Origin of the sequence: Exiguobacterium sp. s130 (assembly GCF_018619055.1) — a bacterium.
Classification (GTDB): Bacteria; Bacillota; Bacilli; order Exiguobacteriales; family Exiguobacteriaceae; genus Exiguobacterium_A.
Genome location: NZ_JACSNI010000001.1, coordinates 155,185 through 179,668, shown reverse-complemented (window position 1 = coordinate 179,668; position 24,484 = coordinate 155,185). Strand labels below are relative to the sequence as shown.

General features: G+C 36.7%; 20 protein-coding genes and 1 pseudogene. 5 read left to right on the top strand and 16 right to left on the bottom strand.

The window, feature by feature from the left end:
* Window positions 1-267: 267 nt before the first annotated feature.
* From HZS85_RS00915 to HZS85_RS00905, 3 genes are all read right to left on the bottom strand, one after another.
* Window positions 268-1,383: a hypothetical protein gene (locus tag HZS85_RS00915; RefSeq protein ID WP_214852203.1), complete on the bottom strand. Its 1,116-nt coding sequence runs from the start codon at window positions 1,381-1,383 to the stop codon at window positions 268-270.
* A complete protein-coding gene (locus tag HZS85_RS00910) occupies window positions 1,380-2,030 on the bottom strand; it encodes an ATP-binding cassette domain-containing protein (RefSeq protein ID WP_214852202.1) in 651 nt (216 codons plus the stop codon). Before HZS85_RS00910 ends, HZS85_RS00915 begins: the two co-directional genes overlap by 4 nt.
* A 1,096-nt stretch (window positions 2,031-3,126) precedes the next feature.
* Window positions 3,127-3,687, bottom strand: a complete 561-nt coding sequence (locus HZS85_RS00905) for a hypothetical protein (RefSeq protein ID WP_214852201.1) — start codon at window positions 3,685-3,687, stop codon at window positions 3,127-3,129.
* A 366-nt stretch (window positions 3,688-4,053) separates the two neighbouring features.
* Between HZS85_RS00905 and HZS85_RS00900 the strand changes: the two genes are divergently transcribed.
* Together HZS85_RS00900 and HZS85_RS00895 are read left to right on the top strand one after the other, a co-directional pair.
* A complete protein-coding gene (locus tag HZS85_RS00900; RefSeq protein WP_214852200.1) occupies window positions 4,054-4,488 on the top strand; it encodes a sigma factor in 435 nt (144 codons plus the stop codon).
* Window positions 4,485-5,318: a tyrosine-type recombinase/integrase gene (locus HZS85_RS00895; protein WP_214852199.1), complete on the top strand. Its 834-nt coding sequence runs from the start codon at window positions 4,485-4,487 to the stop codon at window positions 5,316-5,318. The genes HZS85_RS00900 and HZS85_RS00895 overlap by 4 nt, the downstream gene beginning before the upstream one ends.
* On the opposite strand, the gene HZS85_RS00890 is transcribed toward HZS85_RS00895, so the two are convergent.
* Window positions 5,299-6,117 (bottom strand): tyrosine-type recombinase/integrase, encoded by an 819-nt coding sequence (locus HZS85_RS00890; protein ID WP_214852198.1) that lies wholly within the window; start codon window positions 6,115-6,117, stop codon window positions 5,299-5,301. The two genes, HZS85_RS00895 and HZS85_RS00890, sit on opposite strands and share 20 nt — an antisense overlap.
* 230 nt (window positions 6,118-6,347) lie before the next feature.
* On the opposite strand from HZS85_RS00890, the gene HZS85_RS00885 reads away from it, so the two are divergent.
* Window positions 6,348-6,791 carry a hypothetical protein gene (locus HZS85_RS00885; RefSeq protein WP_214852197.1) on the top strand — a complete coding sequence of 148 codons (444 nt, stop codon included), beginning with the start codon at window positions 6,348-6,350 and terminating at the stop codon, window positions 6,789-6,791.
* 69 nt (window positions 6,792-6,860) lie between these two features.
* A pseudogene (locus tag HZS85_RS16665) lies at window positions 6,861-7,289 on the top strand (EAL domain-containing protein).
* Window positions 7,290-7,464: 175 nt separating this feature from the next.
* On the opposite strand, the gene HZS85_RS00870 reads toward HZS85_RS16665, so the two are convergent.
* The 3 genes from HZS85_RS00870 to HZS85_RS00860 all read right to left on the bottom strand — a co-directional run bounded on the left by HZS85_RS00870 (window position 7,465) and on the right by HZS85_RS00860 (window position 12,526).
* Window positions 7,465-9,834 carry a S8 family peptidase gene (locus HZS85_RS00870; protein WP_214852194.1) on the bottom strand — a complete coding sequence of 790 codons (2,370 nt, stop codon included), beginning with the start codon at window positions 9,832-9,834 and terminating at the stop codon, window positions 7,465-7,467.
* 113 nt (window positions 9,835-9,947) lie between these two features.
* Window positions 9,948-12,146, bottom strand: coding sequence for an Ig-like domain-containing protein (locus HZS85_RS00865; protein WP_214852192.1), 2,199 nt, complete (start codon window positions 12,144-12,146; stop codon window positions 9,948-9,950).
* Between the two features lie 2 nt (window positions 12,147-12,148).
* The gene (locus HZS85_RS00860; RefSeq protein ID WP_214852191.1) at window positions 12,149-12,526 is read right to left on the bottom strand and encodes an Ig-like domain-containing protein; all 378 of its coding nucleotides are present in this window, start codon (window positions 12,524-12,526) and stop codon (window positions 12,149-12,151) included.
* Between the two features lie 534 nt (window positions 12,527-13,060).
* Between HZS85_RS00860 and HZS85_RS00855 the strand changes: the two genes are divergently transcribed.
* Window positions 13,061-14,425 (top strand): flagellin, encoded by a 1,365-nt coding sequence (locus HZS85_RS00855; protein ID WP_251137779.1) that lies wholly within the window; start codon window positions 13,061-13,063, stop codon window positions 14,423-14,425.
* Between the two features lie 518 nt (window positions 14,426-14,943).
* Here the strand turns inward: HZS85_RS00855 and galE are convergent.
* The 9 genes from galE to glf are packed head-to-tail and all read right to left on the bottom strand — an operon-like array spanning window position 14,944 to window position 24,484.
* A complete protein-coding gene (gene galE, locus HZS85_RS00850; RefSeq protein WP_214852187.1) occupies window positions 14,944-15,930 on the bottom strand; it encodes a UDP-glucose 4-epimerase GalE in 987 nt (328 codons plus the stop codon).
* Between the two features lie 17 nt (window positions 15,931-15,947).
* Window positions 15,948-16,652 (bottom strand): acylneuraminate cytidylyltransferase family protein, encoded by a 705-nt coding sequence (locus HZS85_RS00845; RefSeq protein ID WP_214852185.1) that lies wholly within the window; start codon window positions 16,650-16,652, stop codon window positions 15,948-15,950.
* Between the two features lie 14 nt (window positions 16,653-16,666).
* Window positions 16,667-17,797 carry a UDP-N-acetylglucosamine 2-epimerase gene (gene neuC, locus HZS85_RS00840; RefSeq protein WP_214852184.1) on the bottom strand — a complete coding sequence of 377 codons (1,131 nt, stop codon included), beginning with the start codon at window positions 17,795-17,797 and terminating at the stop codon, window positions 16,667-16,669.
* Window positions 17,794-19,185, bottom strand: coding sequence for a lipopolysaccharide biosynthesis protein (locus tag HZS85_RS00835; protein WP_214852183.1), 1,392 nt, complete (start codon window positions 19,183-19,185; stop codon window positions 17,794-17,796). The genes neuC and HZS85_RS00835 overlap by 4 nt, the downstream gene beginning before the upstream one ends.
* Window positions 19,185-20,225, bottom strand: a complete 1,041-nt coding sequence (gene neuB, locus HZS85_RS00830) for an N-acetylneuraminate synthase (protein ID WP_214852179.1) — start codon at window positions 20,223-20,225, stop codon at window positions 19,185-19,187. The genes HZS85_RS00835 and neuB overlap by 1 nt, the downstream gene beginning before the upstream one ends.
* Window positions 20,226-20,239: 14 nt before the next feature.
* Window positions 20,240-21,223 (bottom strand): alpha-2,8-polysialyltransferase family protein, encoded by a 984-nt coding sequence (locus tag HZS85_RS00825; RefSeq protein WP_214852178.1) that lies wholly within the window; start codon window positions 21,221-21,223, stop codon window positions 20,240-20,242.
* Entirely contained in the window at window positions 21,216-22,595 is a 1,380-nt protein-coding gene (locus HZS85_RS00820) for a DUF6418 domain-containing protein (protein WP_214852177.1), read from the bottom strand. The genes HZS85_RS00825 and HZS85_RS00820 overlap by 8 nt, the downstream gene beginning before the upstream one ends.
* Before the next feature lie 13 nt (window positions 22,596-22,608).
* Window positions 22,609-23,355: a DUF4422 domain-containing protein gene (locus tag HZS85_RS00815; RefSeq protein ID WP_214852176.1), complete on the bottom strand. Its 747-nt coding sequence runs from the start codon at window positions 23,353-23,355 to the stop codon at window positions 22,609-22,611.
* Between the two features lie 4 nt (window positions 23,356-23,359).
* Complete coding sequence (gene glf, locus HZS85_RS00810; protein ID WP_214852174.1) at window positions 23,360-24,484, bottom strand: UDP-galactopyranose mutase; 1,125 nt, start codon at window positions 24,482-24,484, stop codon at window positions 23,360-23,362.

The following is a 24,484-nucleotide window of genomic DNA, read 5'->3' as shown; positions in this document are numbered from 1 at the left end:
CCGAGAGAACAAATGCAAAAACAACAAACAATATTACAGACAATGAATCTGTCATTTGAAGCGATTCGAGATTTATTCTTATCAGATTATGACAAAAGAACTTTAGCTACAGAATCGAATTTTGATGACATCCATCCTAAATGACTGTATCAGCATAAAAAAATACCCCTTGATCGTTAAATGACCAAAGGGTATCAAAAAAGCTTCTGATTCCATTACAACGTAAAATGTTAAACTACTCTATCTCTTACGGCATGTAGAACAACGTTAGTTTCTCAACTGGGACACGATGTTGTCGTTAGACAACTCTTTCTTCATTTTCCGAGTAATCAATAGCTTCACGAATCGTTTGTTCAACACAATCAAGAGTGACAATAGAACGACTAATCCAGCGACCATTATCAGAAGCGGCTGCATTCCCATGTATTTCCACATTCCTACTGCAAATAATGCAATCAGAGCATAGGAATACAGATATATTTTTTTATTCATGGATTCGATGGTTGAATAAAATTGTCGAGAAATTTCTTTACTCGATAACCCGTTGATATACAACGACAACAAGTCTCTATTTAGTGTTTTGATCAGCGCATTTAAACTATTTCTATAGAAGATAAAGACGATAGCAAGTAACACTACTTGGAAGAGTATCAACAGATACATCGACATTTTAGAACCTGTTACAAGTTTTTCTAATCCTTCTGCTTGATAGTATACATATGCTTTTTCTTCATCAAACATGTTATTAAAATCTTGTACGAAATCATAGATATACTCTGTTTTCGTAATATTGACTAACAACGACTTAGCACTAGAATAATTATCTGATTTACTTATTTCCTCTGCCAATTTTGCGCTGGTTTGAGGCGCTAAATAGCATTTATCCTTTAAAAAGAAAATACCTGATCCTGTATAGTAGGATTGTTTTAAGGGCAACGGCTTGTTCTTCATATCAGTGAACTTCAACTTACTTCCTTTAAATGAATCAGGTAGTATGATTTCGTTCCCTTTAACCGATTTATGATAATTGATGGCATCTCGCGTCGTAGGATTTAGCGTCAGACAGTTCATGAAATCCTGGTTCCCATCACCATCTGAATACGATAATGGGATCTCGTATTCGTACGATAAATCTTTAACATGATCCATCTTCTTTATCTTTTCTGTGTCATATGTGAACTCACCGTTTTTAGTGTACCCGTTGATAAGTACCATTGAAAGTCGCTCATTATTTAAAATGTTATTTCGAATATTTTCTGTTGAGATAAAGATTGTAAAGACAGAAAACAACAGTAAAATGATGAGCAGAAAATTTAAAGTAGTTAATTTTTTTAGCTGTTTCATATACTTCTTCTTAATATAATGAAAAACGGTCATTTTCATACGGCAATTCCTCTATTCAATTCAGTGAAATTAAACGTTTGATCTGATTGACTAACCACATAATTAGAATGCGTAACGATTAAGATGATTTTATCGGATTTAATTTCTTTTAGTAAATCCATGATCATTTCAATGTTTTCCTTATCTAAATTATTCGTTGGTTCATCTAACAAAATCAATTTGTATTCAAAAATCATGACTTTTAAGAAAGCAGCCCGTTGCCGTTCTCCTCCTGAAAGATGGTTGACAGGAACGTCCAGCTTCTTCGACATCCCGATCTTTTCACTGTATCGCTTCAATCTTTCTTCATCAATGTTTTGATGATTAATTAACGATATGATTTCAAGGTTTTCACGTACGGTTAATGCTTCAATGAGATTTAAATCTTGAAAGAAATAAGCGATTTGTTTACGTGCCTCATCAATCTTTTCTTTGTTTGAAAAATCTAGCGTTTGGTCGAACAATACTACTTCTCCATGCGTAGGAGCCTGTATCAACGACAAGATATTAATTAAAGTCGTCTTACCACAACCACTTTTACCAAAAAGTGAATAAATGCCTGGCTTTTGTATTTCTAACGAGAAGTCATCTAGAATCCTTTGACTTCCATAGCTGAAACTTATGTCATTTACCTTTATTGATATCATCGATTTATCGAAACCTCCTAGCAATTTCGTCACCCTCTAAAATATTTAAAATATTTTTTAAATAGACACTCGTTTCGAATGAATAGTTTCCCGCTTTCTCACAGTAGCCAAGATTGCATTCCCTCTTCTTTAGATGATTTTTGATTTCCTCTACATCCACCTTGAGTTCATACTCCATGGCCAAACTGCTATACAGATTCAAAACGACATAATCATCTTTACCGTCATGAGGAACGCTTCACCTTGACTACAACCAGCTAATATGAATAAAAAACTGATACAAAGAAAGGTTAATTTTTTCATATGATATCGATTTCCTGTTCATAATGCGTAAGGTTGGTGTAAAAGGAATGATTAGATTATGTGTGAATGATTAAATTTTTGCAGTAGCTGTATACGTTCGGTTGCTCTACTCCACATGTGTAGTCGTTGACATTCCTAAGTACATGATAAATCCACTACCGCATACATTTCCTGAACTATAATATGTTTTACTTTTTGTTGACTTTGAATATCCTGGACTCGTTCCACTACCGCTAACACCGACACCACCGAAAGAAACACTGCCTCCCGTTGCATTAAACCTGACGTGATGTTGTAACTTTTTAAAGTCCTTCCGTGTCGTAGAGCTGTACGCTTTATAATTTCCGCAATTATTAAAATCAGAGAAATAAGGTAAGTCCGCTTTTGCCGTGACATTATTCAAAGTTTTGGTAGCTCTATACGCATCTGCTTATGGTGCAAAAGCAAGCCTACAAGAGAGTGTTGATATTGCTGTTAACGTAAGTACTTTTTTTCATTTACATTTCCTCCTAATTTTTCATTCTTTTTTACACTAAATATTACAATTCGTCTCCATAAAAAAAATCCTATCATAACTTTTCAAATAATAAAGTCTAAATTAGAAAAAACTTCCGTTTTCCATTTTTCTATCACTATTATTAATTCTTATAATTTATTTATTCTTGTATAATATTTTGAAATGTTTTTTGCGACCCTATTCACAACCAATCCTACTGATAAACGATGACTATATAAAAACGAAAAGAGGATCCCGGCACAATACCGGAACCCTCTCGTATGTCTAATATAAATATCATCGATCCGTCGCAGAAACACCAATCGCGCGGACATATCCTTTTGTATCATAATCAAACCAAAGCAGCGCTTTTTTGCTGACGTTATAATAGTAGGTACCTTCTTGCTTGAAGTTGAGATACTTTTCTTTTTTGATCAGGAAAATCATCTTCGCCGGCACTTCGCCTTTTTTCAGCTTCTCATGCTCATCCGGTTTACCGAGTGCTTTCTTGACCTCACTTAACTTGATCTTCCGATCGTCGAGCTTCGGTAACGTCATCAAGACACCGACATCCTCCGGATACTTCGCGCTGAAACGAAACTCCGAGTACAGATTCTTTCCTTTCAACTTGCCGAACACACAGCAGTCCGTTTCGTCGACCCCATAACTGGCGTCTTTTCCTTTGATGATGAAGCGATCATACAGTTTTGCTTTCGCATCCAGCAATGTTCCTTTCTCTGCTGCTGCGAACTGTTTCTTCAAGTACTTGGCGTTTGACATGGTTTTGGCATCAATCGAAGTCGGGACGAGCAACACCAGCATCATGACGAGTACGACGAGCCCTTTCATCCATTTCATTTGACAATTCCTCCTTTGTCACGGATTACGACAACTGTAACATTTATCCATTTCTATTTCATCACTATGTTTCAAATAACATCAATCTAATTTTGAAATTTATTTTCTGAAATTTGATGCTGAATTATTCCGAACACCCCAGCGGATAAGTAGAGTTATCCGCCGGACGCAACGCTCCATTTCTTCAATCATGCCAACGGTTTCTTCAACTTTTAAGTAGCGTAGGTGATGCAATTCCTCGTCAATCTACCAGTTCTCTTCAGATAAACCCGCATTCTAGCGCGATCGCTTTCAGGATAACTTTACTTATACTAAAACTACCGCGGAATACATAATAGATATGCATATCTGAAGAAACGGATACCCATGAACGACTTACTACGCAACTGGATTCCCCTCGTCAACTCTCTCCTGTCCCGTCTCTCGATCCATCCGAACGAACATGATGAATGCCGGCAAGCTGCCCTACTCCGACTTTGGAAATCAATTGAAGAAGGAAAGGTCATGACCGTCACCTTCGCCCGGATTCGGGCAAAGGGCGCGATGCTCGACTACTTAGCGACCCGTAACCGGACGCTTGCGACTGAAGTCGCAGTCGAGACGATGCCGGAACTCCCTCGGGCACCAAACGTGTCCTTTCATTATCTCCTCAGTGAACTCAAACGAGATCTGTCGAATAAGGAGTACACGTTTCTCGAAGCCTTGATGCACGGCACGGAAGAGACGCTCGGTTACTCACCAGCGCGACTCCGTTCATTGAAGTCGGAACTCCGGCAGAAAGTCCAGTTCCTTCTCAGATGATGATCTATTACCAAGAACGCTTACTCGCGATCATCGAACAGGCGGACTATCGTCCCTTGACGAAAAAAGCCTATCGCTCGGACGTACGGCATCTCTGTCGTCATGTCGAACGAATCGATGTTCCGTCGCTGCAACGCTATGGTAAGTTCCTACGCGACACTTACGCCCCAGCGACTGCCGCCCGTCGACTGCATGCTCTCTCAATCCTGTTCGATCAACTGGTCGTTGAAGGTTCGCTCGGGGCGAATCCGTTGGCTCGTGTCAAAAAACCGGTTCCCGCACCCTACCGACGACTTGCCTTCACGTACGACGACGTCCATCGTGTCCTTGAGACGATTTGCGACGAGACTGTCTATGCCTTTAGTTTTCTTCTCTTGCACACGGGACTGCGGTTTTCAGAAGCCCGTGACTTGCACCTCGCAGATGTTGACTTTGCGCGCGATCAGTTACTCGTCCGGAGTGGTAAAGGCGATCAATCACGTCAGGTTCCGCTGCATCATGCATTGCGCGATGTACTGACGCGTTACATCGAAACGATCCGTCCTGACGCCATCCCACTGTTTTGCGAAGACAGCGGACGCCCCGTCAATCCGGCAAAGTTTCGCAGTGTCTTAAGAGAAGCAAGTCAAGTATGTCTCGGACGAATCATTCGCCCACACGACATCCGGGTGACGTTTGCGACGACACTTTATCACGTGCATCAGACGGACATTCTGACAATCATGCGCCTGCTCGGTCACAGCGATGTCCGGACGACGCAACACTACGTCCTACCGTTGCAGGATATTGCCCATACATCGGTCAATCGACTCAAGCGGACAGACGATTAAGAACATCCCGGACATGATTCGTCTGACTGCGGATATATCCTTCTGTCGTCGAGATACTGGCGTGACCAAGCAGACGTTTTATATCAAGCAGCTTCAAACCGGCTTGTTGATAGAGATAGGTCGCATAGGCGATCCGGAGCATATGCGGACGAACGTGACGCCCTAGATACGTGAATCCTACCTCGCGAAGTGACTTTCTGGCTGCATGTTCGTTAACCATCCGCCCAGTAACGGACTGAAATAAGTAGCCGGTCGTGCGCTCCGCTAAAAATAGACTGATCTTATCGCGGAGTGCTTCCCCGATCGGAACGGTTCGTGTCCGCCCGCCTTTGCCGTAACGAACATACAATTCACCTTTTACTAAATCAAAATCCTGTACCGTCAACAAACGGGCCTCCATGAAGCGGAGGCCCGTTTGGCTGAGCACCTCGAAAAAGAGGCGATAGGTTGGATCTTGGATCTGTCGAATCACAGGGATCAACTCTTCACTATCATGATAGGTCTCATCTTGGAGACGTTGATGGACGATCGGACGGATCTCGCCCATCGGATTCTTTTTAAGGCGTCGCCGTTCGACGAGGACATTTCCGAGTCGATGTAAGACATGATAACGTCGCAAAATCGTCGACGGCTTATAATGAGCTTTCATCCACTGAAAGTAACGTTGTAAGGACGCGACTGACCAGTCGACGTGATGCAGGCGCATCTGCCGGAGATCACTTCGGTACGCCTTGATCGTATGAGCTGACCGCGAGCAGTCGCTCAATAAATACTGATCGAGATAGTCATAGTGGGTCATAGCTAGTTCCTCCTTTTATAGTGGACTGACCTGACAGCCCGATGGAGTACACGATTGATTTTCGATGAAATATCAAGAATCGCTTTCCCTAAACACTTAATGAGCGAACAAAAAAATAAGGAAAAAAGTTACAATATCATTGAATCCCTTTCCGTTTCGGATAGAAGAGACCACGTATATGTACTTACCCCGATTCACCCATCATTGATTCCACCCAAAGGAGCCTACTTATGAACACGGATAACGATTATCTCGGTAACCCCTCGGATATTCTCGTCACCACTCATGTCTTGGAAGAAGATTTACGTGACGTCATCGCGATTGAATTTAAAGACTTTTGGCACCCGAAATTACGGATCACTCCCAACGAGCTCGTCATCACCGGTTCGACTGTTTCAACAGAACATCGTTTCGCCCACCATAAACCGTTCATCCTCACGATCGCCCCGTTTCGCATCTGTCATAACATCATCTCTTTCCACATCTACGACATCAGCCCGGCATCCCAAGAACAGACGATTCTGAACATACTAAAGGCACACCCGAACTTGTCTTACAGCTACCACATGATTCATATCCAACTCTTACCGTGTGACTTCGGCAATGAATTCTTTCATACGCTCCAGTATACGAAGCTACTCGACCATAAAATCCTCATTGGTCTTCATTTATGATCAGTTCGTTTTGATTTACCCTCAACAGGAAGATGTTACTTAAAAAAATGTATATGATAAAAGAAGGATGTGCAGTTTACATCTTTATTGAGTCAAAAGTTCTTACGTCGCGTCGAAACGATTCGCGCGGAGACAGGAATGGATCCTGCACACCTAGAATTTGAAATCAATGAGTCCGCCGCTATATCGTATGAGACAGCGACCTATGAAAAATCAGCACGATTGCAAGCACTTAGTATTCGTTTTTTCCTCGACGACTTTGGTACCGGGTATTCGTTTTTAAACAGCTTAGTTCATTACCAATTCAGTTGTTGAAGATTGATTGTTCGTTCATCAGTTCCGTTATTTACCGGCAAGAATCAACAAGCTATCGTGCAATCGATAATTCAACTCGGGCATAACCTGGAGATGGAAGTCTTGATCGAGGGTGTGGCAGTCGAACAAGCAGACCGGTTCACTCGAGAAGGCTATGATTATTTCCAAGGCTATTATTTTTAGTCGACCGTTAAAAGAAGAGGGTTTGCTAGATTATTTAATAATTTCTAAAGACACAAGAGACACAAGGAAACAATCTGAGTAATCTATGCAATAGTTGTCTTTTAAATACCTGCCCAGTAAAACTTCATAAAAAATAGACAGGGTAGATGCGACTTCGCACCTACCCTGTCTATTTTTAAAAGTATCTCAGCCCGAACGCTCGCACGTATCCGTCATAATCATAATCTGCCCAAAAAGTTGTCTTTTTAGTCGGCTTATACTCAACTGTACCTGCTCTTCTATAGTTCATTACAGTCTTATCGCTCACTGTATAAAGCATTTTATCCCATTCATTTTTTCCTGTTTTTCGATGTACTGCTGGCTTTCCTAAAGCACTTGTGACTTCAGTCCATTTGATTTTTCGTCCATCGAATGAAGGCATCGTCATGATGTCACCCACATGATTCGGGTAATTGTCATCATAACCAATCGTACCGTATATAAATTGTCCTTTGACCTTACCAAATACACAACAACCAGTGCTATCTACACCGTAAATCGCTTTTTTACCTGTAATTTTCATTTTGTCATACAATTTTGCTTCCGCTTTATATATCGTACCTTTTTTAGAAGCAGCATAATGATCTTTCAAGTAGGTCGCATTACTCTTTTTGTAAACACTCACTGTAATCATCTTGGTTTTACTCTTATTTTTTGCTGCATCGATAGCGTACAACGATAGCTTGGTTCCACTAGACTGTGCCTTGAACGTAAATGTATATGCTCCTTTTGCATCTGCTACTTTCGTAGCCAGTTTGGTTTTTCCTTTATACAGATAGACCGTCGCTTTCGGTTCTGTCTTTCCAGTCAGACTCGTACTCTTCGTTGTTACGGCACTCGACGTCGGCATCGGTGGTGCTGTTTTATCCGAAACTTTAACGGAGACCGACTTACTCTTATTTTTTGCTGCGTCTAGTACGTAGATCGTCAGCATCGTTCCTGCTTTTTGCTTCGACAGCTTAACAGTGAATTTTCCTGAACTTGTCGTAGCTTGTCCGATTTTTTTCGTTCCATTCATGACTATGACCGTACTTTTGTTTTCTGCTGTTCCTGTCAATGTCGTCATTGCATCTGAAAAAGCATTGACTTTTGGTACAGCTGGAGCTGTTTTATCTAAAACTTTAATCGTCGTGACAGGACTTCTGTACTTCTGATCGTCTTCTACTGAGATAGACAAAGTAGATCCACCGACTTGCTTCGGAACCGGAATCGCGAATTTACCCTTTTGACTTTGTTTAATTTGTCCAATGACTCGATTTGAAGCGTTGTAAACAGAAATCGTTCCACCCGTTACGTCATATGGTAGTTGACCAGTAACTTGCGTCGCTTGATCAGAAAACGGATCGACGAGGAGCGAACTGTACCGAGAGTAACTGACTGCTGATAGTGCATTCACTCGCCCATAACCATAATCCTCATCTTTTCCTTTCGTGCCTAAATCATCTGCCGTTTCAAATAATCGTGTGACGATTTGATCACCTGTTAGATTCGGTTCATTGGCTTTGATCAATGCAGCGACACCCGCAACGACAGGAGATGCCATCGATGTTCCGCTCATCTCACCATAATCATCTTCTGGCAAGGTAGAATAGATATAACTGCCAGGAGCAGACACATCAATCGTCGGTCCATAATTTGAAAAATACGATGTATCGTCCCAAGGTGTCGTCGAAGCGACAGACACAACATGATCATACGATGCCGGATATGCCGGTTCGTCGGTGGATTCGTTTCCAGCTGCCGCAACAACGACGACACCCGCCTCATGTGCGTAATCAATTGCTTCTTGATAGATTGCACTATAGTAATAGTTTCCTAAACTCAGGTTGATTATATCTGCCCCGTGATCGACAGCGCGATAAATGGCTTCAATGGTATCCGATGCATAAGCATCTTCATCCTGAAATACGTTAATCGGCATGATTTTCGTTTTAGGTGCGACACCAGCCCCACCTACCGTATTATTGATTTCCGCCGCAATGATGCCAGCAACATGCGTCCCATGTTCTCCTACTGGCATCCATTCGTCTGTGTCGTCTACGATGTCATACGGATCGACAATATTTTCTTCCAAGTCCTCGTGATAAGGATCTATTCCATCATCGATGATGGCTACGACGATATTCCCGCTACCTTTCGTTTTATCCCATGCCTTTTTGGTCTGGATATTCTCATGATGCTCTTGAAGATCCAAATCCGGATCATTCGGTGTATAAAACCTTGAGATACGATGATCCGGCTCCACCGACATGACTTCTTCTTGCGATTTCAGTTCTTTTATATAGCTTTCAATGGATTGTCCTTTCGGTACATTCACACGGTATAGTGATGATTTATGCGTTTTTTTCAAAAGGACTTCTTTTGATGTTTCTTTAAGATTTTGACCCTTCACTTGCACGATGACACGATTCGTATCCTGCTTATTCTCTTCTGCCTGAATCGTATCCGACCAGATTAAACCACTTGTCGCTAATACGATGCCAGTTACCCATTGATGCCATCTCATATCGCACCCTCCTCATTTTTCCAACCTTTTATAAAATACCATTAAATAGAAAAATTTACTTTATTTTAAACAAAAAAAGACGATTTAGATGTTATATCTAAACCGTCCTTCGTTTATTTCACTGTGATCTTGATTTTCACGCTAGTGCTATTTCCTGCCTTATCTTTTACGGAATAAGAAAGTGGATATACTCCTTTTCGTTTTGTATTGACACTTCCTGTTACTTTGATGGATTTCGTTAATGTTCCATCCACGTTATCTTTCGCCGAAACTCCCGCTTTGGAATTGAACGATGACTTGTACTTGATCGTTTTGGACTTCGCTCCTGTAATAATTGGTTTGACATTATCTTTGACGGTGATTTTACGAACCAGCGTCGTTGTATTGCCCGAACGGTCTGCGACGTTGTACGTCAACGTGTACGTCCCGACCTTCTTCAAATTGACACTGCCTGACACTTGAATGCTCTTCGTCACGTCTCCGTCGATGTTATCTTTTGCCGTAATCCCTTTTTTCGGATCAAACGTACTGTTTAGATTGATCGATTGATTCGTCACACCCGAAAGGACAGGTTTGATCGTATCTTTGACCGTAACGCGGCGAATCATCTTCGCTTCATTTCCAGCTCGGTCTTTTACGCTGTACGTCAGACTGTAAAGACCCGGTTTCTTGCTGTCGATTGTTCCGGCAATCAAAATGGACTTCGATAGGTCCCCGTCCGTCTCATCCGTTGCTACGACATTGCGTTTTGTATCAAAAGTCGTTCCTGCCTCAATCGTGACATCCATCGCTCCTTTAAGAACAGGTAGCGTCGCATCAGTCACTTTCATTTTCAGGACATCACTTTTATTTCCTGGGCTATCCGATGCCGTAAAGCTGAACTCTTCATTTGTTTTCGGTGCCGTTATCGTAAAACTAAATTCGCCATTCGTATCAGCAGTTCTTTCTATGACTTTCGTAGCATAGACCATCTGCACCTTGGCTTTGGCTTCTGTAGTACCGGTGATACGAACCGATTGATTGGTGATTTGACTCACTTGAAGAGAAGGTGCCGTTTTATCAGCTACAAGCGACGTGACGATTGGACTTATATTTCCTGCAGCGTCTGTCGCTGTCACCGTCAATGTCGTACCTGCCGTTTGTTTCGGAATCGTCACTTGGAACATGCCAGATTTATCTACGGTCGTTTTCCCAATTTCAGTATTTCCTACTTTGATAGAAATCACAGCATCGACCTCTGCATTCCCTGAAATCATGACCGTTTGATCTGTTACTTCAGATAGTGTAGGAGCGACAGGTGCCGTTCGATCGAGTACTTTCACTTCAATTGATTTACTAGCGTTCCCCGCACCATCCGTACTGATGAGCGCAAGAACTGTTCCAGGCTTCTGTTTCGCGATAGCAAGGTTAAATGTTCCGTCTTTCCCTACTACGCCTTTTGTCAGTTCTGCCGTACCGACTTTGACTGTATTTGTAGAATCTACTTCTGCCGTCCCTTTGATAGAAGTCGATTGATCTGTTACTTCCGTGACGACTGGGATGGCTGGAGCCGTCCGGTCGAGTACTTTCATCTCGACCGCTTGACTCACGTTGCCTGCTTTATCCGTACTCGTGACAGTTAATACGGTTCCTGCTTTTTGCTTTCCGATGATGATCGCATAAAGACCGTCCTCTTTCACGGTCATTTCTCCCAAGACCGTTGATCCTGCCTTGATGGTAACTGTACTATCCACTTCCGCTTTTCCTTTAACGGTATCGAGGAGATCCGTTACCGTTTCAACAGTCGGTTGTGCAGGGGCAGTTTTATCGACTACGAAGACACTAAGTGGTGTACTTGCATTTCCAGCATCATCTTGCGCAATGATTACTAATTCTGTTCTGACCGCTTGCTTCGATACCGTCAATGTGCACTGACCTGTCCCATCCGCTGTCGTCCGTGATAGTTCTTCCTTATTTTTTTGAAGGATGACTTTAGCATTTTTCTCGGTCGTTCCGGTGACCGTCATCGAACGGTCTGAGACTTCATTCACTTTCGGCTGAGTTGGTGCAGTCCGGTCCTTCACGGTGACTTTTGTGACTGGACTACTATTTTTCGCTTCATCGACAGCCACTACTTCAAGTTCTGTTCCTGCGTTCATTCGCTCATTCGTAATACTGAATGTTCCATCTACCCGAGTAGTCGTTCGCCATTTTTCTGCATTTCCAATCGTTACGATGACTGTCGATTTCGCTTCAGCTTTTCCGCTGATCGTCGTCGCACGATCCGACACTTCGTTGACTTGTGGTGCCGTTGGTGCTGTTTTATCACTCACTGTTATGAATTTTCTTCACTACTATTGTTCGCGGCGTCGACTGCCGTAATGGTGAGTTTTTCTTTAGCAGCTTGCTTTGAGATGTTCAGGCTAAAGGTTCCTTTATCATCAGCTTTTCCTCGAACTAGTTCACTGCTGTTCTTTTTAACGATTAGTGTAGCACCGGCTTCTGTTGTTCCAGAAACAGTCGTTGACTGATCCGACACTTCATTGACTTTAGTAATCACAGGAGCTGTACAGTCAAGAACTTTAATTTTCATGACTTCACTTGTATTTCCTGCTTCATCAGTAGCAGAAAGATTCAAAGTAGTTCCCGCTTTTTGTTTATCAATCACGAGCGTAAAGTCCCCTGATTGATCAGCGTCAGTTTGAGCAATCACTTGTCAACAAAGCAATACCTACTGCCAGAACCCAACCTGAACGATGAGATTTCAACTAAATTCCTCCATTTACAAATAAATAATTCCAAAAATCAATGTATCATAGAAAAATGTGATTGCCTTTTATTTCAAAACAAATGAATCTCATTTTTTTATTTGATTATTTTGATAGACTCCCATAAAAAAATCTTCGTTCAATGTGAACGAAGAAATCAATGATTCTAGGATAATCAATTTAGTGTACCTACTAGATATTTAATGCCTCTGTCATGTAATATCATCGTTTTTCTAGGCACAAAATCCGTGTAAGTCTCTGTTTCTTTGTAGCCATCATCAATTTTTTATCATTCATTGAACAATCATTCCATATTATTGAAAACATTATTAACCAATAATGTTATTATTTATATGTAGAATGAACCATTTAAACGAAAGGATGTGGAGGTACACGTTTGTACCCTTACTTTGAACGTAACTAACTCACTTAATATTTATAATAATATGACGCAATCGGATGCTAGGATTCGAAGTTCTATGGAACGTCTCTCGTCTGGTCTTAAATTAAATCGAGCACCAGACAATGCTGCAGGAAAAGCAATCTCTGAAATGATGAAAGCTCAAATCCGTGGTCTTGAAACCGTCAAGCGAAATATTAAAGACGGACTTTCCTTACTAGATACCGCTGAATCAGGTATGGGATTAATCATTGATCCCAATTTAGCTCGTATGCGTGAATTGACGTTACAAGCAGCAACGGGTACCTTGACTGCAGATGATCGACGAATGATTCAAAAAGAACTCGATGCCATCAAGTCATCGATCGACGACATCGCAAATAATACCGAGTTCAACACAAAAAAAGTTCTGAGTCCTCCTACAGAATTCACTCCTGGAGAGAGTCAATCAACAGCGATTGATATCGTGTTCTTCATCGATGACTCTGGAACGATGGCAGAAGAAATTTCACTCGTCAATGCTGGTATTTCTTCGTTCGCAGAAAATTTATCACAGTACGGAAACGTCAACATCGGAACTGTTAGTGTCAATATGAGCAAACCAGGAACCTACTCTTCTCTTAATCACGATTCAAAACAAGTCACTTCATACATCGAGACGCATCATCAAAGTCGTGGGGGATCAATCAATGTGTATGATCAATTAGTCGATTTCGCACCAACTGGTGAGAAAGCAAAAGATTTGGGATACCGCTCGAACAGTAAAAAAATCTTCGTCATTCTGACAGATACATACGATGAAGCTTCGAGTCGTGCGACACGAGATACCGTTACCCAAACACTCGCTTCAAATAATATTCAATCGTACTTATTCGGAGTTGATTTTTATGGCGGAGATCCCTCTGCAGAAAATCAGTTTCAAGCAGATGATGCCTACTCATTCGTCAATCAAATCTACAAACCACAAACAGCTGCAGACGTCGCTGAAAACATTTCACCTGGTCTGACAGATGCTATCGTTAAAGATGCAGAACTGATTGAAAAAGCACTCGAACCGATCGATTTACTAATCGGACCAAATGCGGGTCAGTTACTACGTGTTGATTTATATGATTGTCGCTCCGATGCAATTGGTCTGAACGAAATCCAAGTAGAAGACCACGCCTCTGCAATGAAGACATTAGAGCAGATTGATCAGGCAAGGGAGTTGATGTCTCGCCGTCGTACGATATATGGTGCTTACACGAACAGGCTAGAACATGCGTTACGTTATTCTGAGAATTATCACCTTAACTTAACGATGTCTGAATCGCGAATCGGGGATGCCGACATTCCAAAGGAAGCCATGTCATTATCACAAAATCAGGTTCTTCTTCAAAGCGCACAAGCGATGCTAAGCCAATCCATGAAACAGAGTGAAGCAGTGCTTACGCTATTGAAATAGAATAAAATATCAAACTACCTTTTTGTAATTTTTTTAAAAGTATTTTTTCTCTTTGTCGATATTAAGTAGAATTCGATGTCGACAACGGACCTTTCAAATCCATATGTACATAATATCTCGTTTACTTTTTGTTGACTCGTAGATTTTTTTCCATTAACGAATATTCCTTTAAAAAGTTCTCCATTATTTCATCCCGACAGATGACATACATCATGCTCCATTATGAAGTACTACTTTCTAAAGATTCATCATCATATTTTTTAGTAGTACGCTAGTTCAGATAACTCTTTCGCAATCTTATCAATGAAATACGATTTATGATTGCTTCAAAAGTGTATATAATCGATTTCGAGTTTTATTAGTATTTCTTCTCTTCAATGTTCTTGTTTACAACTTAAATTCTAGGATGAATTTAAGAGTGCTGATATTCTTTCACAAAAGGAGTGCAAAACTATGTACGTTTACGTCGCACAAGTTTGCACTCCTATTCTGCCCTAAGCAACTGCTTAATATTTACCTTACTGTTTTATCATTTCTTGATTTTGAGAATGATAATTCCAAGCATGTTCAATTATCTTTTCTAAATTAAACACAGGTTTCCAGTTCAGTTCTTTTTTGATTATGGTAGCATCGGCAACTAATTTAGAAGGATCACCGCTTCTTCTATCCCCTATCAATACATTAGCTTTCCTAGAAGAAACTCTTTCACACATATCTACAATTTCTTTGACTGAATATCCGTTTCCATTTCCTAAATTATACACTTTTGATTTAAAACGGTTTGCTAAAAGTGCTTCTAAAGATAAGATATGTGCTTCAGCTAAATCATTAACGTGAATATAATCTCTGATACAAGTACCGTCGAAAGTATCATAATCTTCTCCAAATATTGTAATACTCTCTCTTTCACCTAATAGATTTTTCAGCACCAGTGGAATTAAGTGGGTTTCTGGATCATGATTTTCACCAATTATTCCAGAAGGATCAGCACCTGCAGCATTGAAATATCTCAATATCACATAATTTAATTGATAGGCCACATGAAAATCTTGAACGATTTGTTCTATCATTAATTTTGAACGCCCATAAGGATTGATTGGATTTAATGTTGTTTCCTCTGTAATCAGTTCATCTTCTGTTAATCCATAAGTAGCGGCTGTCGATGAAAAAATAAAATTCTTTACATTATACTCCATCATTTTAGTCAATAGAGTTAGAGTATTGGAAACATTGTTCTCATAATATTTAGCAGGATTTTTTACCGATTCTCCTACTAGACTACTTGCAGCAAAGTGCATGACAGATTCAATGTCGTATTTTAAGAATAATTCATCTAAACTCTTTTTAGAACCAATATCACCTTCTAAAAAATCTGCTCTAGCATCAATTGATTTCCGATGTCCAGTTGTTAAATTATCTAAAACAACTACATTTTTTCCGTTATCCAAAAGTTTTTTCACAACATGACTTCCGATGTAACCTGCTCCACCCACAACTAAAATCAAAAAAAAACCTCCCTTTTTTAATTTTTTTTACTATTTGTTAATGTGAAATCAAATAGTTCTAAGTCTTTTACCTCATCAATATCGATATCCTCATAATCACTCATTATGTAGGCATATTTATTATCATTAAGACTCGTATTAGAATTGAAATCATCATCAATCTTATTAATATAAATAGCACCGTTCACTTTAAAATATGCTTTAAAATCCTGCCTTCTTATAGTGCTCGTTTGCTGGATTAAAGGTTCGACGATTTCATTAGAAATACTTCTAATAAGTGAAGGGTGGTCTTTCACTGGAGATACTCCTATTAAAGAATCCCAATTTTTATCTATAATCAATTCAATAGATTCATCAATATGCCGATTTGTTCTTAATGGCTGTGTAGGTTGCAGAAGGATAACGTAATCAAATTGCTCATTTTTATTGGTATAAAGATATTCAAGTGTATGAATTATTGTATCAATCGTTTTAGATTTATCGGTTGCTAGGTGCGCAGGTCTTAGCTCAGGAACATTGATTCCATTAGAGGCGGCAACTTCAGCGATTTCTCTATCATCAGTAGATACAAAAATATGATCAACATACTTTGAAGCGATAGCAGCGTCTAATGTATATTCAATAAGTTTTTTCCCTTGAACAATTTTTAGATTTTTTTTAGGAATTCCTTTACTGCCACCTCTAGCAGGAATAACAGCTAAAATCCGTTTTCCTTGATACATTTAAATCCCTCCTTTTATAGGTCTATCGTGACAAATTTTTTCTGTTGTTCTGATTCCCAAATATGGCCGTTCTCTAAAATTTCAATAAATATATCTGCACTATTTCCACTTCCATAATGTGAAATCGGCAATCTTTCAATTATCGATGTTTTATTAATTGAATTGAGTAACATATCTTTTTCTTCATGCGTAGAAATTATAGTATTGATATTTTCGTATCTACCACTTTGACGAGTTCCTACGTCAATAGATGGAACTCCATATGCGCTCGCTTCACGAATTCCTGCACTAGAATTTCCGATAATGAACTCTGCATTTTTTAACAATGTCAAAAATGACTCAAAACGTATAGAAGGGAATATCTTAAACTGATCATTACAATTTAATCGAGCATACTCATTTAAAATAATCGAACTACCTTCATCATTGTTTGGATAGATAACAATATAGTTCTTATTAGATTCGACTAGTGCGTCTACAAACTCTTTGACCTTATTACTCAGCAAATCAACTTCAGTTGTGACGGAATGGTACATCACGACAGCATATTCTTCAAAAGGTATGTCATAATGATTTTTTACGTCTTTCAATTCAGGTAGACTATTTGAGAACATAACATCTAAATCCGGAGAACCAAAAATATGAATAGATTCCTCTGGTTCTCCTAATTGAATTACTCGATTTTTAGCCTGTTCATTAGACACAAGGTGAAGATGAGAAAATTTAGTGACTGCATGACGAATAGACTCATCAATCGTTCCTGACACTTCCCCACCTTCAATATGCAGTACTTTTACATTATTCAATGCACCAACCGTTGCACCAGCTAATGCTTCTACGCGATCCCCGTGAATGATGATTAAATCCGGTTTTACTTCCTTTATATAATTACCGAAACCCATGATTGTATTGCTTAAAACAGTATCCATCCCAACACCCTCATGTTGATTAATGAATTTATAGATACCTTCTGAAAAGCCATCTTTTTCGATTTCTATATGAGTTGATCCATATTTTGAGAGCATGTGCATTCCTGTCACGAAAATACTAAGCTCATAGCCGTTATGCTGTTTTATTTTTTTCATAAGGGATTTTAGTTTTCCATAATCTGCTCGTGTACCTGTTAAAAAGACTATCTTTTTCAATTAAATATCCCCTTAGTTTTAATTTTTTTATACCAAATTGCTGCTACTAGAAAATATAGTAAAAGTAGAATATATCTCATTAAAATATTTTCGATTAAATAAACGCACAAAATCGTATTGAAAATGATAAATATAAAGCTTCCTCCTAAAATCCCAATATGTATATCATTATATTTGTAAATAATCTTTACTAATACATAGTGAAATACAAATAAAAGAATGTATGAGAACAAGGTGGCAAGTGCTGCTCCCATAATACCGTAAACAGGAATCATGAATAAATTTAAAAAATAATTACTCACTCCTGCTAATAAAGTTCCAATAGGAATTAATTTAGTATTTTTCTTTAAAAATTCGACGTTAACTGGAAAGCTGTAGAGAAATACCAAAAAATAAGAAGCTATTATCCAAGGTACAAAGTTTTTACTTTTCTCGTATACTTCATTCCCCATTAATTGAACTATTTCAGGTGAGACAAATAAAAACACTATAGTAATGAACGTAAATATATAGGTATAGTTCTTAGCAAATTCTTTTATTTTTTCAAAATTTCCTAAACGATCTTGTTCGAAATACCATGGTACCCAAGCGCTATTTAAACTAGACCAGACTACATTCAATATTAATGCTACGTTGTAACCAAAACTGTAAAGTGCATTCGCCTTTAGACCTAAAAAATCTGAAATCATAATTCGATCTAATTGCATCAAAATTTGATTGCCCAATCCATGCAAAATAATTGGAAATGACAAAATAAAAATTTCTGCTGCAAATTTTCTTTCTAACAAAACTCTTGTTTTACTATATATAGTGAAGTAAAACATCACTGTCAGTATAGCAGAAGGGATAAACATTCCATAAATTCTAGCAATAATTTGATCATTTTCGAAATTCAATACTAAAATTAACGAAAGCAACACATTAAAAAGTGTGTATACAAATGCGACTATAGAATAAGATTTTGGTTTCTCTTCAAATACAAAATAAGAATTGATAAAAACAAAGATATATGACAAATAACTTTGAATAAATAACACTAAGATTATATTAGGAGAAAAATTCAATATATTTGCTAAATAATTTTTAAAAATAAAAATCAACCAAAAAACTATAATGAAAAAAATAGTGGAAATGGATAGGGCTGTATTTAAATAATGCTTATACTCATTCGGATAATCGCGCTTTCCTATATTTAATACACTATTTGTCTGAAGTCCTATAACTATTGAAAAAATTGCAACCCAAGAAGCATAAAGAGAAAATCCTCCAAATGCTTCTTGAGTCATAATCGCTGCAAAAATAGGTATTGTCAAAAAATTAATACCTTTGACAAAAATATTGCTAACCGTATATATAGCTCCAGACGCTAAAAGCTTTTTGGAATTCATTATTTTAAATCATTCCAGTTAATATGATCCTCTTTCGAAATTTTACGAGTTGCTATTTTTCCAAGGATATCATTATAGTGTTCCGCTTTAATTTCACCTGTTCCAGGACGTTTTACCCAAATATTATCTTTTGTGAAAGCCTCTCCTTCTTCAATATCAGAGATAGCCACAACCGTGGAAAAAGCAAAGTCGATTGTTACTTGCTCTTCAGCTGCTGCTTCTTTTTTCCCACCACGCATTTGGAAGATTTCACGGCTTCCTTCAATTAATTCGGTCAAGCTTTTTGGATCCATTGAACAAACGATATCAGGACCAGGACGATCCATCGAATCTGTAAAGTGTCGTTCTAAAATCGAAGCACCCAGTGCTACTGCTGCTAAACACGCATTGTTATTGACAGTGTGATCTGAAAGACCGATGACTGCATTCGGGAATTTCTCTTGAAGTTCCTGCATTCCACCTAATCGAACTAAATGCGGTGGTGTAGGATATACATTCGTACAGTGTAATAATGCATATTCGACGTTGTATTTTTCTAAAATGGCTACTGTTTTTTCGATACTTTCAATATCATTCATTCCTGTTGAGACAATCATCGGTTTACCGAATGAAGCCACATGTTCAATTAACGGATAGTTATTACACTCACCTGAGCCAATTTTATAAGCTTGTACATTCATACGTTCTAAACGATCAGCTGCCGCACGAGAGAACGGTGTACTGATAAAAATCATTCCTTTTTCTTCTACATAGCGTTTAAGTTCTGTTTCATCTTCTTCATTTAATGCGCAACGTTCCATTACTTCATAAATGGATACATCTGTGTTGCCTGGAATCACGTTTTTAGCAGCTGCACTCATCTCATCTTCTACAACATGAGTTTGGTGTTTTACGATTTCAGCACCTGCTTTGTATGCTGCATCTACCATTTGTTTAGCTACATTTAAGTCGCCTTCGTGATTGATACCAATTTCAGCGATTACTACTGGAGCATGTTTGATTCCAATTGTCAAGTTATTTAAATTTATTGTATTCTTCATAAAAATACTCCTCTTTACCGACCATAAAAATAATTCGGTTTTAAATTTATTTTTCTATTTGCATTTATGTTATCGATTGCGCTTGTGCATATACCTAATGCAATGTCAAATTCTATACCGCTTACAGCTAATAGTTCAGATGGAAGAAATTTATTTAGTGTAATTACTCTTTCATCCTTTTCAATATCATATTCACTTAAATCTCTAGGATGTTTTTTGAAATATACTAAATAATCCATTTCAATATATTCATTAGCGATTTGATCATACATTTCTTTTTTACTATCTTCTTTCTCGTATCCATCTTCAGAAAGTGGCTGTGTTAGTATAATTATACTTTTCTTAATAAATTCTTTTTTTATATCTTTTTCATAAGTAATTTCTTTACTAAAAAAGCTTAAAATCATTCTTTTGTCTTCATTCGAAATTGAATTAAAAATATCTTCGAAAGACTCCTCATATATTTTACAAAGTCCAAATGTTTTTTCATCATATTTAGTAATATCATTAACAACTAATTTATTAACTTTTTTATAATTTTTATAATCAGAGATTCGATAAATATACTTTTTCAAAATAGAAAAATAGAAATTTTTAGGTTGTATTTGATGAGCTGTAATTCCATCCTCAATAAAACTTATATTGCTATTCTTTTTAAAAAAATAGTTAACATGAATGTATAAAGTATTTATATTCCAAGGAAATATAACTAATTCATCTATTGAATTCTTACGGAATAACTTTTTGTATTCAAACCTATCTTTTATGAATCCTAAAAATAGATAATCCTCTATTTTTTTTCTTCGTCTTGTAAAAAAAGTGATTTTTTTAAACGATGAATTAGTCAAAACATTCTCATAGTAATCCATAATTTTATGGTCATATGATGACAAATAAATACATACTTCATCTTCCTCATTAATTTCTTTTACAAGAGCGTATAATAAATGATAAGGTGTCGAACACATATATACTTTTCTCTTTGAAGCCTTAGACATTCACAATACCCCAGATCATTTTTTTTCTTAGATTTATTAAATACTTTATAGAAAAGAAAAATATTATAAAAAGTACTTCTATTGAAAATAATTTGTTGAAATCAGATTGCATTAAAACAAAATGACTTATAAATAACATTCTTCCGCTTACTATCATTGTAAATAATTGACGATTTAAAACAGCATTCATTAAAGTTTTTACTATGACGAAATAAACTAATGCTGATAGAGCTGAAAATATTAAAGCTCCAATAGCCCCAAAGTAAAAGTATAGAGATGCTGGAGTTGAATAAGCGTACCTACTTTTTTTAATGAAAACTTTTTGCAAAAAAATATTTTCGGGCGTTACTTCTCTCATTATTTTGTACATCCCAGAATTTATTAAATCATTTTCATTATCTTCTATTCTGTAAAACGTTCTTGTCTCGTCACTCAAATCTTTAGTTAGTGTTTTTTGTTGATTCTCTTTTCCATAAAGAGCCCACCAAAGTTGTCCTTGTTGCGCTAAACGAGCATTTAAATAATCTAAATTTTCTTCTTTATTTCTATCGTATACTACGTTGCTTTGAACCATTACTAGTATTAGCAAACTTGTTATGACTAAAAAAAATCGTCCTAAGTATTTATTTATGGCTTTATCATTAATTAAAAAATTTAATCCTAGAAGTACAAAATACCCTATAATCAATAACATAGAAAATTTATGACCAATCCAAATTAAGTACAGAGAAAAAATTCCAATAGTACTATATCCAATCCATAAATCATATTTATTTCTTTTATAAAGAATTAAACAAGTTATTACAGGAAGAAAATAAAAAATGAGGTTATTTATTTTTACTATATAACTATTCAAATAATATTCTTCATAAAAAAATCTATCTAACCCTAATAAAAAATATGGTCTTTGAACTACGTTAATGTATAAAATCATTACAACTATAAAAACAAATATTGAAACTATTCTTATAAGTTTCATCGAATTAATTTTATTTTTTAAATCTATCTTGGTGTGTTTAAATTCGTATTTTAAATATAAAAATCTTAAAACTTCAGAAAATATAACATGATAAATAATAAGTAAGAATATTGAATTATTGTTTGAAGAGAACTTAGCAAGTTCACTTAAATACATATTTTTATTAATTTCAATTACATATACACCAAATATATTTGATGTCATATACAAAATCATAAAAATAAATATCAAAAAAAATTTTTTATAGTTACTAAACAACCAAAGCAAGTAAAACACGTACACAAATAAAAACAATGTATGGAATAAATAACTTGTTTTTAATGTCACATATGCAAACATTACAATTGTAAAAAAGATTAATACTAGGTCAATTATTTTTACTTTTTTCAACATTTAAAAATTCCTTTTATTTGACTTTAGTAGTTTTGTACTTTCTTAAAACTAAGTTAAACCCTTTTTTGATTTTATTTTCTTTTTCAAGATTAGTTACTTTATTTTCAATAATATCAATTGATTCAGATTTTTTCATAAGCCATATATTTAATAATCTTTCTGCTAAAAAACCGATTACTCTTTTTTGATACGAGTCATAAGCTGTTGTATCTATTCTTACCTCTAGTTTTTCTAAAATAGGAAATAGCCATTCGCAATATTCATTTAATAAATCTTTTTTACAAATAAACATATTGTATAGATGTAACTTTCTTTCTTTCATAAGTTTATCAAAGTAAACTTGATCTTTTTCTTCTAAAGTTCCTCTCAGTAAAATTAAATCATTTTTAAAATGTGCATTTGAATAATGACTTTCCACTGTTTCTATATAATAGTTTCTTTTTTTCGCAACAATCATATCGAATTTATTCAAAATAGTTTTAATTTCTAATTCATTCAAAATATTATCTTTTTTGTCTGTGAAAAGTCTTCTATAATGCACTAAGCCTACCACATCTGCATTACTATTTTTCCAAAGCCAGTACAATGCAGTAAGCTCGCAATATGTACTGTTTTTCTCGGAAATATTTTCACCAATATCATCACCAATATATCCAAAATCTTTTTGACTATTTTTTTTCCCTACATGAATCGGAATATATATGCTACTATTCGGCATTTTATATTCTTTATGAGTTGCTACATAAATTTCTGTTTTCATAATTTTAGTTCTTAAACTCCTTGTTTACTTTAGTAAGTGCTGCTGCAATCACTTGATGCATGTCATAATATTTATATTCTGCTAGTCTACCACCAAAAATAACGGTCTCTTCTTGATCAGCAAGCTCTTTATATTTTCGATATAGCTCATTGTTTTTATTATTATTGATAGGATAATATGGCTCGTCACCTTTAGCCCATGATGCTGGATATTCTTTTGTGATTACAGTATGTTCTTGTTCACCGTACTCAAAGTGTTTATGTTCAATAATTCTTGTATATGGAATTTCTCGTTCTGTATAGTTAACGACAGCATTTCCTTGATAGTTCGAAACATTTAATTCTTCATGTTCAAATTTCAAACTACGATAATCTAAAACACCATATTTGTATTCGTAATACTCATCAATCATTCCAGTGAATACAATTTTTTCTGCGATATTATCGTAATGTTCACGATGATCAAAATAGTCGACATTTAATTCTACTTCAACATCTAGTAACATTTTCTCTATAATTTGTGTATAACCGCCAATAGGAATACCTTGGTATTTATCATTGAAGTAGTTGTTATCGTAGGTAAATCTCACAGGTAATCGATTAATAATAAATGATGGTAAGTCTTTTGCGTCTCTACCCCACTGTTTCTCAGTATATCCTTTGATCAATTTCTCATAGATGTCTTTCCCTACCAAAGAAATAGCTTGTTCTTCTAAATTATTTGGTTTTTCAATGTTTGATTTTTTTCTTTCTTGTTCGATTTTTTCTTTTGCTTGCGCTGGGGTTGTTACGCCCCACATCTTATTGAATGTGTTCATATTGAATGGTAAATTATACAGTTCATTTTTATAAATCGCTACCGGCGCATTTGTGTATCTGTTAAATTCAGCAAATTGATTGATATAATCCCATACATCTTTAGAATTTGTGTGAAAAATATGAGCGCCATATCTATGTACATTTATTCCTTCAATATTTTCTGTATACATGTTTCCTGCAACATGATTTCGCTTATCAATTACGAGGCTTTTTTTTCCTCTTTTTTTAGCTTCATATGCAAAAATTGATCCAAATATTCCTGCACCTACTACTAGATAGTCATATTTTTTTGGTTGTGCTTCTTTACACAT

Excerpts from the sequence above, each read along its gene's own strand:
- HZS85_RS00915 (WP_214852203.1), bottom strand. The coding sequence starts at position 1,383 with ATGAAAATGACCGTTTTTCATTATATTAAGAAGAAGTATATGAAACAG.
- HZS85_RS00910 (WP_214852202.1), bottom strand. The coding sequence starts at position 2,030 with ATGATATCAATAAAGGTAAATGACATAAGTTTCAGCTATGGAAGTCAA.
- HZS85_RS00905 (WP_214852201.1), bottom strand. The coding sequence starts at position 3,687 with ATGAAATGGATGAAAGGGCTCGTCGTACTCGTCATGATGCTGGTGTTG.
- HZS85_RS00900 (WP_214852200.1), top strand. The coding sequence starts at position 4,054 with ATGAACGACTTACTACGCAACTGGATTCCCCTCGTCAACTCTCTCCTG.
- HZS85_RS00895 (WP_214852199.1), top strand. The coding sequence starts at position 4,485 with ATGATGATCTATTACCAAGAACGCTTACTCGCGATCATCGAACAGGCG.
- HZS85_RS00890 (WP_214852198.1), bottom strand. The coding sequence starts at position 6,117 with ATGACCCACTATGACTATCTCGATCAGTATTTATTGAGCGACTGCTCG.
- HZS85_RS00885 (WP_214852197.1), top strand. The coding sequence starts at position 6,348 with ATGAACACGGATAACGATTATCTCGGTAACCCCTCGGATATTCTCGTC.
- HZS85_RS00870 (WP_214852194.1), bottom strand. The coding sequence starts at position 9,834 with ATGAGATGGCATCAATGGGTAACTGGCATCGTATTAGCGACAAGTGGT.
- HZS85_RS00855 (WP_251137779.1), top strand. The coding sequence starts at position 13,061 with ATGGAACGTCTCTCGTCTGGTCTTAAATTAAATCGAGCACCAGACAAT.
- HZS85_RS00845 (WP_214852185.1), bottom strand. The coding sequence starts at position 16,652 with ATGTATCAAGGAAAACGGATTTTAGCTGTTATTCCTGCTAGAGGTGGC.
- HZS85_RS00835 (WP_214852183.1), bottom strand. The coding sequence starts at position 19,185 with ATGAATTCCAAAAAGCTTTTAGCGTCTGGAGCTATATATACGGTTAGC.
- neuB (WP_214852179.1), bottom strand. The coding sequence starts at position 20,225 with ATGAAGAATACAATAAATTTAAATAACTTGACAATTGGAATCAAACAT.
- HZS85_RS00825 (WP_214852178.1), bottom strand. The coding sequence starts at position 21,223 with ATGTCTAAGGCTTCAAAGAGAAAAGTATATATGTGTTCGACACCTTAT.
- HZS85_RS00820 (WP_214852177.1), bottom strand. The coding sequence starts at position 22,595 with ATGTTGAAAAAAGTAAAAATAATTGACCTAGTATTAATCTTTTTTACA.
- HZS85_RS00815 (WP_214852176.1), bottom strand. The coding sequence starts at position 23,355 with ATGAAAACAGAAATTTATGTAGCAACTCATAAAGAATATAAAATGCCG.
- glf (WP_214852174.1), bottom strand. The coding sequence starts at position 24,484 with ATGTGTAAAGAAGCACAACCAAAAAAATATGACTATCTAGTAGTAGGT.